General features: G+C 58.3%; 11 protein-coding genes. 4 read left to right on the forward strand and 7 right to left on the reverse strand.

All coding sequences use genetic code 11. The annotated features are described in order from the left end of the window. Nucleotides 1–48: 48 nt before the first annotated feature. The 6 genes from ssuE to argE form a co-directional block, all read right to left on the reverse strand. Nucleotides 49–642: an NADPH-dependent FMN reductase gene (ssuE, locus tag BK670_RS27265; RefSeq protein ID WP_123454456.1), complete on the reverse strand. Its 594-nt coding sequence runs from the start codon at nucleotides 640–642 to the stop codon at nucleotides 49–51. Nucleotides 643–966: 324 nt separating this feature from the next. Further along, complete coding sequence (locus BK670_RS27270; protein ID WP_077574963.1) at nucleotides 967–1605, reverse strand: peroxiredoxin; 639 nt, start codon at nucleotides 1603–1605, stop codon at nucleotides 967–969. Between the two features lie 296 nt (nucleotides 1606–1901). Then, nucleotides 1902–3269, reverse strand: coding sequence for an OprD family porin (locus BK670_RS27275; protein WP_123454459.1), 1368 nt, complete (start codon nucleotides 3267–3269; stop codon nucleotides 1902–1904). Between the two features lie 420 nt (nucleotides 3270–3689). Further along, nucleotides 3690–5018: an OprD family porin gene (locus BK670_RS27280; RefSeq protein ID WP_123454461.1), complete on the reverse strand. Its 1329-nt coding sequence runs from the start codon at nucleotides 5016–5018 to the stop codon at nucleotides 3690–3692. Between the two features lie 572 nt (nucleotides 5019–5590). Continuing rightward, a complete protein-coding gene (gene argA / locus BK670_RS27285; RefSeq protein WP_123454463.1) occupies nucleotides 5591–6892 on the reverse strand; it encodes an amino-acid N-acetyltransferase in 1302 nt (433 codons plus the stop codon). Between the two features lie 258 nt (nucleotides 6893–7150). Next, nucleotides 7151–8296 (reverse strand): acetylornithine deacetylase, encoded by a 1146-nt coding sequence (gene argE / locus BK670_RS27290; RefSeq protein WP_123454465.1) that lies wholly within the window; start codon nucleotides 8294–8296, stop codon nucleotides 7151–7153. A gap of 156 nt (nucleotides 8297–8452) precedes the next feature. Here argE and BK670_RS27295 point away from each other — a divergent pair, with 156 nt between their 5' ends. Next, a complete protein-coding gene (locus tag BK670_RS27295) occupies nucleotides 8453–9823 on the forward strand; it encodes a CYTH domain-containing protein (protein WP_123454467.1) in 1371 nt (456 codons plus the stop codon). Nucleotides 9824–9966: 143 nt separating this feature from the next. On the opposite strand, the gene BK670_RS27300 is transcribed toward BK670_RS27295, so the two are convergent. Beyond that, on the reverse strand, nucleotides 9967–10431 hold the full coding sequence (locus BK670_RS27300) for an Lrp/AsnC family transcriptional regulator (RefSeq protein WP_095119879.1): 465 nt from the start codon (nucleotides 10429–10431) through the stop codon (nucleotides 9967–9969). Between the two features lie 126 nt (nucleotides 10432–10557). Here BK670_RS27300 and BK670_RS27305 point away from each other — a divergent pair, with 126 nt between their 5' ends. From BK670_RS27305 to BK670_RS27315, 3 genes are all read left to right on the forward strand, one after another. After that, nucleotides 10558–10896 (forward strand): hypothetical protein, encoded by a 339-nt coding sequence (locus BK670_RS27305; protein WP_123454469.1) that lies wholly within the window; start codon nucleotides 10558–10560, stop codon nucleotides 10894–10896. A gap of 92 nt (nucleotides 10897–10988) precedes the next feature. Next, nucleotides 10989–12773: a type IV pilus assembly ATPase TfpB gene (gene tfpB, locus BK670_RS27310; protein ID WP_123454471.1), complete on the forward strand. Its 1785-nt coding sequence runs from the start codon at nucleotides 10989–10991 to the stop codon at nucleotides 12771–12773. Between the two features lie 76 nt (nucleotides 12774–12849). Beyond that, on the forward strand, nucleotides 12850–13170 hold the full coding sequence (locus BK670_RS27315; RefSeq protein ID WP_171057234.1) for a DUF2388 domain-containing protein: 321 nt from the start codon (nucleotides 12850–12852) through the stop codon (nucleotides 13168–13170). The last annotated feature ends 3 nt before the right edge of the window (nucleotides 13171–13173 follow it).

Genomic DNA, 13173 nt, shown 5'->3' on the forward strand with positions numbered 1-13173 from the left:
TGCCCGTTAGCGGGCGAGTAAGGCCAGTACTTCAAATTTCGGTAAGGCTTAAATGCTCCATCGAGCACTCAATAAACGTTCGTTCAACAGGCCCGGTTCCAGCGGTTTCGGCCGGCGGGCCATGGCGCCGATAAACTGATCCAGCGCCTCATGCAGTCGCTGCTCCAGCGCCGGAGCCAGTTGCGCCGCAGCACTGCCTTCGCCGTAAGCGATCTGGCTGTCCTCGGCGAAAATCCCCTGAAGCATTTCCTGGGCTTTCAACGCCGACAGCACCGGTTTGAGCGCGTAATCGACCACCAGCATGTGGGCGATGCTGCCGCCCGTGGCCATCGGCAAGACAATCTTGTGGTTCAAGGCGCGCTCCGGGAGCAGATCCAGCAGCGTTTTCAACGCGCCGGAAAACGAAGCCTTGTACACCGGTGTGGCGATCAGCAGGCCGTCGGCGTTTTCGATCTGTTGCAGCAGGTCGAGCACTTTCGGGCTGTCGAAGCGTGCATGGAGCAAATCTTCGGCCGGGAAGTCCCGCACCTGATAACTCACCACTTCCACCCCTTGCGCCTGCAACCAGCGTTGCGAGCGTTCCAGCAGCACCCCGGAACGGGAGCGCAGGCTGGGACTGCCACCGAGTGAGACGACCAGCATTGAGACAATTCCTTAAGCGTTACAGGCGATTCGCGGGTTGCGATCTCGCTTCGATGGGAGTGACCTTACCAGCTGATTTATATATCCATAAATCATATTTATTCATTTGGTTATGCATTTTGGAGATATGCGATTTACATTGTTAAGGGCGAAAAAAAGGCCGTCGTAACGGCCTGAAATCCCCTGCTTAGTGGTTCTGAATTCTGTGCTGCCCGGACTGACGCCTTCGCGAGCAGGCTCGCTCCCACAGGGGACTGCAATTCAAATGTGGGAGCGAGCCTGCTCGCGAAAGCGCCGGTAGCTAAAACAAATATCTCACTGGATTCACTTATTCGGCTGTGGCGTCAGGCGCAGATACGGCTTCACCGCGCGATAGCCCTTCGGAAAGCGTTGTTTGATCTCTTCCTCATCCTTGAGCGACGGCACGATCACCACCTCTTCACCGTCCTGCCAGTTGGCCGGGGTGGCCACCTTGTAGTTGTCGGTGAGCTGCAGCGAATCGATCACTCGCAGAATCTCGTGGAAGTTGCGCCCGGTGCTTGCCGGGTAAGTGATGGTCAGACGAATCTTCTTGTTCGGATCGATGACGAACAGCGAACGCACGGTCAACGTGTCGTTGGCGTTCGGGTGGATCAGGTCATACAGATCCGAGACCTTGCGATCGGCATCGGCCAGGATCGGGAAGTTGACGATGGTGTTCTGGGTTTCGTTGATGTCTTCGATCCACTTGTGGTGCGAGTCCACCGGGTCGACCGACAGAGCAATGGCTTTGACGCCGCGTTTGCTGAACTCATCCTTGAGCTTGGCGGTGAAACCCAGCTCAGTGGTGCACACCGGGGTGAAGTCCGCCGGGTGGGAGAACAGCACGCCCCAGCTATCGCCCAGCCATTCGTGGAAACGAATCTTGCCGGCGCTGGAATCCTGTTCGAAATCGGGGGCGATGTCGCCGAGTCTGAGGCTCATGGTGCTGCTCCTGATGAGTTGTTCGAGACCTCAACTGTAGCTCGGGTTTTGCCATCATGAAAAAGAATAAATAATGAGATATCTAGATCATTAGAGAATATTAAACTTCTGTTCACTGGACGCTGGCAGGCATCCCGACGAACATCGGCCGCAAGGTTCGAGAAGGCCTTGAGTTGCTGTAAAGAGGGAAATTTCGGGGAGGGCTTACGGGGGTGAGCCTGACTCGAAAACGCAAAAGCCCCGTCCGGCGCGATGCCGGACGGGGCTTTTTTTACATCAGGTGCAGGAACTCGCTATTACAGCAGCGGGATCGAGTAGCTGACGATCAGGCGGTTTTCATCCTGGTCACGCTGACCTGGGATGTCGTTGCGCCACATGGCGTTTTTCCACATCACGCCAACGTTTTTCAGCGGGCCTTCAGGCACTACGTAACCAACGGTGATGTCGCGTTCCCACTCGGAACGGCCGGTCGCGTTGGTGTTGACTTGACGGTCGCCGACTTTACCAGTGGTGTCGATGTTATCGCCACGCAGGTAAACCACACCGGCGGTCAGGCCTGGTACGCCAACTTTGGCGAAGTCATACGAGTAGCGAGCTTGCCAGGTACGTTCACCTGCGCGAGCGAACTTGGCGATCTGCATGTCGGTCGTGATGTAAGCCGACGAGCCGTCACCCTGGTTCAGCCAAGGGAAGTCGCTGTTGCCGTTGCTGACCTGATAACCGCCACCGAAGGTGTGACCTTCAACGGTGTACAGGAACAAGCCGCTGTACAGGTTGTTGTCTACCTTGCCTTTAGTGATGCCAGTGCCGTAGTCACCGGTAGTGTAGTAGGCAGGGTCGTTACCGTTGGCGCCATCGTCACGGCTGTTGAAGTAACGGAAGTCAGACTTCAATACACCCGGGCCGATTGCCCAGTTGTGCACCAGACCCAGGAAGTGTTGCTTGTAGTAGTCCTGCAGATTGCCGTAGTAGTACTGGGCAGTCAGGTCTTTGGTGATTTTGTAGTCGCCACCACCGTAGATGAACTTGTTGCTGTCACGACCGGCAGCGGTGTGAGCGTTGGAGCCAGCAATCGACAACTCTTCGTTGTTGCTCGAGTTACGGCCCTTGGCGTGCTCGATTTGACCAGCAACCAGCGTCAGATCCTTGATCTCGTTGGAAGTGATCTGGCCACCCTGGAAGGTTTGCGGCAGCATACGACCGTCGTTGGTCACGATGACCGGCAGTTTTGGCTGCAGAGTGCCCAATTTCAGTTCGGTCTGAGAGATCTTGGCTTTGGCAGTCAAACCCAGGCTGGAGAAGTTGTCGACCGCTTCACCGTTGGACTTGCTCGGGAATACAGTACCGCCATAGGAAGTCGACGAAGCACCGTTGGTGCCGCCACCCGAGTCCAGACGCACGCCCACCAGGCCGATGGCGTCGATACCGAAGCCTACGGTGCCTTGGGTGTAACCGGAGATGAACCGCAGATCGAAGCCTTGGCCCCATTCTTCTTGCTTGTTCTGAGCCTTGGCAGCTTTGGTATCGCCATCACGGTTATCAGTGTTGATGTAGAAGTTACGCAGCCCCAAAGTAGCTTTGCTGTCTTCGATGAAACCGGCGGCGCCTGCCTGCTGCGCCATAACCCCTACGGCCACAGCCAGGGCCAAGGTGGACTTGTTCATGTATCGCTCCTCTCGTTTCTAATTCTTTTGCTTTTTTTTACTGTCGGTTCCGGATCGATTGCCCGAAATCCTCAACGCTTGATCGCGGCGGACCATTTACCCCCAGTCAAAGCCGCGAAAGGATACCCCGGCATAGTCCAGAAAAGAATTGTTTCACTCTTTTTCAGAGCGCTTGGGCATATGGAAAGACACCGCAGACTGGAGGTATCGGCTTCAACACCGATTCCTGAAGCCTTCAGATTGTCGAGGGACAAAAATGCCAAAACACCGCAGCGTCTTTTGAATACCGGACGGGTCTACTTTAGGCTTTCGTCGAAGAACACAAAAAGAATAAAAAACACCGTAAGACTTATTTTTTGGAATATAGAAAAAATGCGCAAAAAAAACCTTGCCGAGCGGCAAGGTTTTTTTCAGGACTTGTTACAGGAAGCTGTAGGTGTAGTTGAAGATCAGGCGGGTCTGATCCTGATCGGCAATATTGATTTCGCTGCCGCGATAAACACCATTGCGCAATGTCACACCAAAACCTTTGAGAGCACCCTGTTGAACGGTGTAATCAATCCGCATGTCTCGTTCCCACTCGGACATATCGCTACCGGTGCCATTCGTTGCCTTGATGTTGTCACCATGCAGGTAAGCGATAGAGGCTTTGAGACCCGGTACACCCAGCCCTGCGAAGTCATAGGAATACTGACCGAAAGTGGTGTTTTCACCCGCTCGGACGAAACCGTTAATCATGGAGTCAGTGAACAGATAGAAACTGGCACCGCCGGCACCTTCAGGGCGACCGTTGCCATCGACCACGTTGCCTTGGTTCAGGTAGACGAAGCCACCGTCATCGTTGACGCGTTGATGGCCGAGCAAGAAGGCGTTGCCACCCAAGGTGTACGTGAACATGGCGCTCCAGGTCTTGTTATCGACCTCGCCCGGGTTCTTGGCATAACCACCGTTGTTATTGAAGCGGTAGCCTGCGTCCCCGTTTTTGCCATCGGAACTGCTGTCGAAATAGCGGATATCGGTCTTGAACGACTGGTTGGTGCCGATCGGAAGCACGTGTACCAGGCCAAAGAAGTTCTGCTTGTAATAATCCTGCAGGTTCGAATGGTAGTACTGCAGGGTCAGGTCTTTGGTGACTTTCCAGTCAGCACCGGCATAGCGGAACTGGTTACTGTCCTCGGTACCACCCGCTACCGCCAGGCCAGTGCTGTTTGTCGAGGCGCGACCCACAGCGTGCTCGAGCTGACCAGCATTGAAGGTGACGTTGTCGATTTCCTTGGAGGTGATCGTGCCACCCTCGAAGGTTTGAGGCAGCAGACGGCTATCGTTAGCAACCAGAATCGGCAAGCTAGGTTGCAGAGCGCCACCCAGGTGAGCTTCGGTCTTGGACAGACGTGCCTTGACGTTACCCGCTACGCGGCTCCAGGACTGCGTTGCTGAACCGTCGGAATCACTTGGGCTAAACGAGTTATTGTCTGGGTGATGCCCACGGCCACCATCCAGGTGAATGCCGCTGAGCGCCTGCACATCAAGACCAAAACCGACGGTACCTTGAGTGAAACCGGACAGGTAATCAAACTTGAAGCCCTGCGCGGCTTCTTTCTGATCTGCGCCGCCATCACGGTTGTCGTTGTTGAAATACATGGTGCGGGAACTGATAGAAGCCTTGCTGTCTTCGATGAAACCCGCGGCACCTGCCTGCTGCGCCAATACCCCAAAGGCCACAGCCACGGCCAAGGTGGACTTATTCATTGTTAAGCTCCTCTCGTTTCTAATTCTTGTTGACCTGGCCCGGATCGATGCCCGGGTTCCAAAGGTTAGCGATTAGCGCCAGAGCGTGACCCACAAGTCAATCGTAACTTTGTGTGTCTACGACCATAGTCTAATCAGCGGTTTTTGGTCCCTGCAGGTTCATGAGTTCGTCATGAATCTGAAAAGAATGGACACCTTCTTTTCTAATACCCTTTAGGAATTTAAGCCCTGTATTTGCACGCTCTGGTACTCCCCACTACAACGCGCGGATTAATTCCTGAAGAGTATTAAGCTGCCCTGTCTGAACGGATTTGCCCTGAAACAATCCTGTAACAGTTTCATCACCCCAGCAGCCAACCCAGCGCACTATCCGGATCAATTGTTACAGTTTGTGTGTCGGGAGAATTTTTTCACGCAAGGCGCAGCCGCCGTCCTTGCCGGAGAGCACCAAGTCATTTCAGCCGGGGATTTCAGCGGAGGGAATCAGAAGGAGAGGTTCAGAGTGGAATGCACAACAGGTGCAGCAATGTGGGGACTTTTTAGCCTGCCCCCACTCGCCACACCCTGATGAATCAAAGGGTCTTTTCGAAGATCTTCGAATTACGCTGAAAGTTGTACAGCGAAGCCCGCGCCGCTGGCAGGCGTTCAACGCTGCTCGGCTCGAAACCGCGCTCGCGGAACCAGTGCGCGGTACGGGTGGTGAGGACGAACAGCGTCTTCAAACCCTGCGCCCGCGCACGGGTTTCAATGCGCTCCAGCAGTTCATCGCCGCGACCGCCGTGGCGGTACTCCGGATTCACCGCCAGGCATGCCAGCTCACCGGCGTCGGAATCGGCAATCTGATACAGCGCCGCACAGGCGATGATCATGCCTTCACGCTCGACCACGCTGAACTGCTCGATCTCACGCTCCAGTACTTCGCGCGAGCGACGCACCAGAATCCCCTGCTCTTCCAGCGGACTGATCAGGTCGAGCAAGCCGCCAACGTCTTCAATCGCCGCCTCGCGGACCAGTTCGAATTGCTCTTGGGCGACCAGCGTACCGCCACCGTCACGGGTGAACAGTTCGGTCAGCAGTGCGCCATCCTCGACGTAACTGACGATGTGGCTGCGCGCCACACCGCCTCGGCAGGCTTCGGCGGCGGCATCGAGCAGTTCCGCCTGATAATTGCTGCTGCCCAGACGCTGCAAATGCGCCGGTACTTGCTGTGGACGCAACTCGCGCACCAGTTTGCCGTTCTCGTCGATCAGACCGAGGTCAGCCCCAAACAGCAGCAGTTTGTCCGCGCCCAGGTCGATGGCAGCGCGGGTGGCGACGTCTTCGCAGGCGAGGTTGAAGATTTCACCGGTCGGCGAGTAACCCAACGGCGACAGCAGAACGATCGAACGCTCGTCGAGCAGGCGATTGATGCCCTTGCGGTCGACCCGGCGCACTTCGCCGGTGTGGTGATAGTCGACACCTTCGAGCACGCCAATCGGCCGCGCGGTAACAAGGTTGCCGCTGGCCACGCGCAGACGCGAGCCCTGCATCGGCGACGACGCCATGTCCATCGACAAACGCGCTTCGATGGCGATGCGCAATTGGCCGACCGCATCGATCACACATTCCAGAGTTGCGGCATCGGTGATGCGCATGCCGTGGTGGTAATGCGGGGTCAGGCCACGGGCGGCGAGACGGGTTTCAATCTGCGGGCGCGAACCGTGCACCAGCACCAGGCGCACGCCGAGGCTGTGCAGCAGGACGATGTCGTGGACGATGTTGCCGAAATTCGGATGCTCCACGCCGTCGCCGGGCAGCATGACGACGAAGGTGCAGTCGCGGTGGGCATTGATGTAGGGGGACGCGTGACGAAGCCAATTGACGTATTCGGGCATGAACCTGGGCCTGTAATAAATAGCAGCCGAAAAAGGAGCGAAACGGAAAACGCACAGCGGGCTGATGGTTATCGTCGGAACAGGCTTGGCGACACGCGCGCTCTCCTCATGAATACGGGTTGGATTTCCACTAATTTAACGACTTGCCCTGTAGGAGCTGCCGCAGGCTGCGATCTTTTGACTTTGTTTTTAAAAGACAAGATCAAAAGATCGTCCGATCGCGGCCCGAGCCTTCGGCAGCTCCTACAAGAGATGCGTTCAATTCTTCAGGCAGTAATGTTCAATCAGTTGCCGTAATAGATGCACGGTAGGCTGCAAACGTGACATTTCAAGGTACTCGCCGGGCTGATGCGCACAGGCAATGTCGCCGGGGCCGAGCACGATGGTTTCGCAGCCAAGGCGCTGAAGATAAGGCGCTTCGGTGCCGAACGCTACTGCTTCGGCGCTGTGACCGGTGAGTTTTTCGGCGATGCGCACCAATTCGGCGTCTTCGGCCTGCTCGAACGACGGCACTTCCGGGAACAAAGGCTTGTAGTCGATCTTCACTTGGTGGCGTTCGGCGACCGGGTTGAGTTTGCGCAGAATCTCCGCGCGCAGGACTTTCGGGTCCATGCCCGGCAGCGGCCGCAGATCGAATTCCAGCGAACACTGACCGCAGATGCGGTTGGGATTATCGCCGCCATGGATACAGCCGAAGTTCATCGTCGGTTGCGGCACGCTGAACTGCGGATTGTTGAATTCACGCTGCCATAGCAGACGCAGGCCGCGCAGTTCGCCGATCGCATCGTGCATGGCTTCGAGGGCGCTATGGCCCAGGCGCGGATCCGACGAATGGCCGCTCTGCCCGAGAATGTCGATGCGCTCCATCATGATGCCCTTGTGCATGCGGATCGGCTTGAGCCCGGTCGGCTCGCCGATCACCGCCGCACGGCCGATTGGACGCCCGGCCTCGGCCAACGCTCGGGCTCCGGACATCGAGCTTTCTTCATCGCAGGTGGCGAGGATCAGCAACGGCTGCTTGAACGGTTGATCGAGCAGTGGTTGCACTGCCTCGATGATCAGGGCGAAAAAGCCCTTCATGTCGCAACTGCCCAGACCGACCCAACGGCCATCGACTTCAGTCAGCTTGAGCGGATCGGTCTGCCACAACGCATCGTCGTACGGCACCGTGTCGCTGTGCCCGGCCAGCACCAGCCCGCCGGGGCCACTGCCGAAGCTGGCGAGCAGATTGAACTTGCCCGGGCTGACCTGCTGGATATCGCAGTTGAAACCCAGATCACCCAGCCAACCGGCGAGCAAATCGATCACCGCGCGGTTGGACTGATCGAGGTTCGGTTGGGTGCAGCTGACCGATGGCGCGGCGATCAGCGCAGCGAACTGGTCTTGCATGGACGGCAAAGGCATCGCTGACTCCCAACTCCCGAATTGAAGTCCATCATAGAACCATCCGGCGCTCGGAATAAACCGCCGCAGGGCGTAGGAAGTTTGAGTCCTGTACACTGCACGGCCTTGGCAGCCACATATTCCCCGGCTGCGCTCCCGATCCTGGATTTTCCGGCCATGCAGAAAGAAACAGAAATCAAACTCCGCGTCAGCCGCGAAACCCTCGCCGCCCTGCGCGAGCACCCGCTACTGAAAAAACGCAACAAAAGTGGCTGGGAACGCCGTGAGTTGATGAACCAGTACTTCGACACCCCCGAGCGCGATCTGGCCCAGGCCAAAGTCGCCCTGCGCCTGCGCAAGGACGGTGACGAAGTGATTCAGACCCTCAAGACCCGTGGCCAGAGCGTTGCCGGTCTGTCCGAACGCAATGAATACGACTGGAAGTTGCCGAAAGCCAAGCTCGACGTGAAAAAACTCGACGGCGAATGCTGGCCCAAGTCACTGGCCGAGCTGGACAAGAAAACCCTGAAGCCGATCTTCACCACTGATTTCGTCCGCGAGCGCGCCGAAATCGCCTGGGGCCGTGGCAAGACCAAAGTGGTCATCGAAGCCGCGCTGGATCTCGGTCACGTGGTAGTCGGCAAGCAGAAAGAAGAAATCTGCGAACTGGAACTCGAGCTGCGCGAAGGTGAGCCTGCCGCGCTGCTGGAACTGGCTGCCGAGCTGGCCGAAACCCTGGCATTGATGCCGTGTGACATCAGCAAGGCTGAGCGCGGCTATCGTCTATACGACGCCAACAGCTACTCGCTAAGCCTGCCGGCAGCGGAGCTGACCCCGGAAACCCAACTCGACGACGCCTTCGCCGCACTGAGCTGGCACTTGCTTGGCAGCAGCCAGCGTCTGGCTGAACAGTACCGTTTCAACGGCCACTGGCGCCTGTTGCTCGACTGGGTCGAAAACCTCGCGGAAATGCGCGCCCTGCTCAGCAGCCTCGGCCAGGCCGCACCGCGTCAGTCGACCCACAACTTGCGCGTCGCGCTGGATGCGTTGCTGGAAGACTGGCGTCCGCTGGTGCAGGCCGGTATCGAAGATGAGGACGTACGCAAGGCTGCGCCGGAGCAGTTCCTCGAAGAACTCGAAGACCCGCGCTGGGGCCTGTTCTCGCTGAGCACGTCGCGCTGGCTGCTGGCTCGCACCTGGACCGCCGACCGCAACGTTCGCGGCAACCGTCAGGGTGGCGCACAGTTGCACAGCTGGTTGCCACGCCTGTTGGGCGAAGAAGCCACGGCTCTGCAACTGCAACGTTATCAGCAGCAGCCGGAAGATCTGGCTGAGCAACTGCCGCGTATCGAGCGCATTCAGGTCTGGCTGCACCACGCGCGCAACGTGCTGGAAATCCCGGAAATGGATCGTCTGTACGGCGAGCTGAACAAGTTGGCGCAACTGGCCAACGAGCCGACCATTACTGACGAACTGCTCGATGCACGCAAGCAGCAGGCGATTGCGGTTTACCAGAATCGCGCGTGGAAAATGCTCCTGCGCATGTAATGCTCAGTAACACCTGAACACTGTGGCGAGGGAGCTTGCTCCCGCTGGAGGCCGAAGGACTCCCAACTCCTGCGATTGCAGATTTTGGGGGCCGCTTCGCAGCCCGGCGGGAGCAAGCTCCCTCGCCACAAAGGCCGCCAGCACTAGACAGGCAGGCTGGTGGTGGACTTGATTTCGGAAAGCGCCACAATCGAATTCACTTCCTGAATCCCCGGCACCAGCGACAGCTTCTCAAAGAAGAACCGCTCATACGCCTCGATGTCCGCCGCGACAATCCGCAACAAAAAATCCACCGCGCCCATCAGCACATAACACTCGAGCACTTCCGGAAAGCCGCGAATCGCCTCGGTAAACTCGGTGAAGTTCGAACGCCCGTGGGCGTTGAGTTTGATCTCGGCAAAGATCTGCGTGTTCAGGCCGATCTTCTTGCGATCGAGCAAGGTCACCTGGCCACGAATGATCCCCTCCTCCTTCATCCGCTGAATCCGCCGCCAGCATGGCGATTGCGACAGACCGACCTGCTCGGCGATCTGTGCGCTCGACAGTGAGGCGTCCTCTTGCAGGAGGGCGAGAATCTTGCGGTCGTAGCCGTCCAGCTCACTGTGCATAGAAAAACCTCTAATCGAAGATCATGCGAATTAATCCATTCGATCAATCGCCAATAACGTCGATCATAGCCAAGAAATACCCGCCACCGAATGTAAAAATTCCTCCAGAAATTTTGGAGACTCGCCATGCCACACCTCGAAGCCGTCACCTCCCCGCCAACCCGCGCCGATGTCTGGAATGTCAGCAACGCTCATTGCCTGGCGCAATATCAGATTCTCGCCGAGGCCGAGCCGGATCTGCTGGTGCGGGTGCTCAACCTGTTCGCGCTGCAGTTCCTCACGCCCGAGCAGGTCAACGTGCAGCGCATGGATGATCTGTTGTCGATCGACCTGGTCATGGGCGGCCTGAGCTGGCATCGCGCGCAAGTGATCGCGGAAAAACTTCGTAACCTGATCAGCGTCTGTTCGGTGAACCTGCAAAACGCCGAAAGTACTTGGGACGCGCCGGCACAAGCCGCTGGCTGACAAATCCGGCAACGGCTTCGTCGGGTAGTGGCCCAACGGTCTGCGGGGCCGCGACTATCCTTTTGCGCACTGTCGCTCAAAAGGAAGCCCGCATGTCCGTTCAACTTGCCACTCAGGACCGCTGGCTGGAACTCAACGAGGTGCTGCGTGAACTGGTCGCCCAAGGCTTTATCGGCCAGGATGCGGCCGAGCAGGCGCTGAATGCCCGTCGCCGTCACGCGGCCCACGCCCAGATGCATCCGCTGGAGTTCATCGCCAGTCAGCAACTCGACGACCTCAGTCGTCCAGGCAAACACCTCGACCTGGAAAGCCTGACCCTGTGGCTGGCGCAGCAGGCCGGCCAGCCGTACCTGCGCATCGACCCGTTAAAGATCAACGTCGCCGCGATCACGCCGTTGATGTCTTACGCCTTCGCGCAACGGCACAAGATTCTCGCCGTGGCGGTCGATCGCGACTCGGTCACCGTGGCCAGTGCCCAGCCTTATGTCACTGGCTGGGAAGCCGATCTCACCCACGTATTGAAGCTGCCGATCAAACGGGTGGTGGCCAACCCGACGGATATCCAGCGCTTCAGCGTCGAGTTCTTCCGCCTGGCCAAATCGGTCAGTGGCGCCAGCAATGCCGATGCCCAGAGCGGCAACCTCGGCAACTTCGAACAACTGCTCAACCTCGGCGCCAGCGATCAGGAACCGGACGCCAACGATGCGCACATCGTCAACATCGTCGACTGGCTGTTCCAGTACGCCTTCCAGCAGCGCGCCAGTGATATCCACATCGAGCCGCGTCGCGAACAAGGCACCGTGCGCTTTCGCATCGACGGCGTGCTGCATAACGTCTATCAATTCCCGCCGCAGGTAACCATGGCGATTGTCAGTCGCCTGAAAAGCCTTGGTCGCATGAACGTCGCCGAGAAGCGCAAACCCCAGGACGGCCGGGTCAAGACCAAGACCCCGGACGGCGGCGAAGTCGAGCTGCGGCTTTCAACGCTGCCCACCGCGTTCGGCGAAAAAATGGTCATGCGGATTTTCGACCCGGAAGTGCTGCTCAAGGATTTCGACCAATTAGGCTTCAGCGCCGACGATTTGCGCCGCTGGCAGGACATGACCCGCCAGCCCAACGGCATCATTCTGGTCACCGGGCCGACCGGCTCGGGCAAGACCACCACGCTGTACACCACGCTGAAAAAACTGGCGACGCCTGAGGTCAACCTGTGCACCATCGAAGACCCGATCGAAATGGTCGAACCGGCGTTCAACCAGATGCAGGTGCAGCACAACATTGACCTGAGTTTCGCCGCCGGGGTGCGTGCGCTGATGCGGCAAGACCCGGACATCATCATGATCGGCGAGATCCGCGACCTGGAAACCGCTGAAATGGCGATACAAGCGGCGCTCACCGGGCACCTGGTGTTGTCGACCCTGCACACCAACGACGCCCCCAGCGCCATCAGCCGTCTGCTCGAACTCGGCGTGCCGCATTACCTGATCAAGGCCACCGTGCTCGGTGTCATGGCCCAGCGTCTGGTGCGCACGTTGTGCCCGCACTGCAAAGCACCGCTGACGCTGGCAGAGGAAGACTGGCAAACCCTGACCCGCCCGTGGCAAGCACCGCTGCCGGGCAACGCGCAACGTGCCATCGGTTGCGTGGAATGCCGCGACACCGGTTATCGCGGCCGCGCCGGGGTCTACGAGATCATGCAACTGAGCGACAGCCTCAAGGCGTTCATCACCCCGGACGCCGACCTCACGGCGATTCGTCGGCAGGCGTTCAAGGAAGGCATGCGCAGTTTACGTCTGTCCGGGGCACAGAAAGTCGCGGCGGGGCTGACGACCGTTGAGGAAGTGCTGCGAGTGACGCCGCAAAGCGAGCAGAAATGAGCAGATACGGGACGGCAGGGAACCGGATCGGGGAAGTAGCGATCCAAGGCCCTAGTTAACCCCCAGGAGTCATCACATCATGCGTCTCAAACTTGCTGTCGCCACTCTGGCCTTGCTGTCCCTTCCCGTTGGTTCGGCCATGGCGGACAGCTTTTGGCGTAACGTCATCTCGTCCGGTGCCACTACCGGTTCGACCTACCTGACTTTCAAGGATCACAAGCTGATCATCGCCGCACAGGACGATGCCGGCAGCTTCGTTGCCAGTGATGGCGGCATTCGTGGGCCCTATCTGGAAGCCGCGATGCAGAAAGTCCGCGCCGACAATCCGGGCCTGCAGGCCACGGACATGGAACTGGCGAACGCGATTCTGGCGAAGAACGCGGTGGCTTCCGAGTAAGCC

It is taken from the genome of Pseudomonas fluorescens (assembly GCF_003732425.1).
Taxonomy (GTDB): domain Bacteria; phylum Pseudomonadota; class Gammaproteobacteria; order Pseudomonadales; family Pseudomonadaceae; genus Aquipseudomonas; species Aquipseudomonas fluorescens_BE.

What these genes read in the sequence shown, in the direction of transcription:
- argA (WP_123454463.1), bottom strand. Translation starts at nt 6,892, where the DNA reads ATGCCCGAATACGTCAATTGGCTTCGTCACGCGTCCCCCTACATCAAT.
- BK670_RS27270 (WP_077574963.1), bottom strand. Translation starts at nt 1,605, where the DNA reads ATGAGCCTCAGACTCGGCGACATCGCCCCCGATTTCGAACAGGATTCC.
- BK670_RS27300 (WP_095119879.1), bottom strand. Translation starts at nt 10,431, where the DNA reads ATGCACAGTGAGCTGGACGGCTACGACCGCAAGATTCTCGCCCTCCTG.
- BK670_RS27280 (WP_123454461.1), bottom strand. Translation starts at nt 5,018, where the DNA reads ATGAATAAGTCCACCTTGGCCGTGGCTGTGGCCTTTGGGGTATTGGCG.
- argE (WP_123454465.1), bottom strand. Translation starts at nt 8,296, where the DNA reads ATGCCTTTGCCGTCCATGCAAGACCAGTTCGCTGCGCTGATCGCCGCG.
- ssuE (WP_123454456.1), bottom strand. Translation starts at nt 642, where the DNA reads ATGCTGGTCGTCTCACTCGGTGGCAGTCCCAGCCTGCGCTCCCGTTCC.
- BK670_RS27305 (WP_123454469.1), top strand. Translation starts at nt 10,558, where the DNA reads ATGCCACACCTCGAAGCCGTCACCTCCCCGCCAACCCGCGCCGATGTC.
- tfpB (WP_123454471.1), top strand. Translation starts at nt 10,989, where the DNA reads ATGTCCGTTCAACTTGCCACTCAGGACCGCTGGCTGGAACTCAACGAG.
- BK670_RS27275 (WP_123454459.1), bottom strand. Translation starts at nt 3,269, where the DNA reads ATGAACAAGTCCACCTTGGCCCTGGCTGTGGCCGTAGGGGTTATGGCG.
- BK670_RS27295 (WP_123454467.1), top strand. Translation starts at nt 8,453, where the DNA reads ATGCAGAAAGAAACAGAAATCAAACTCCGCGTCAGCCGCGAAACCCTC.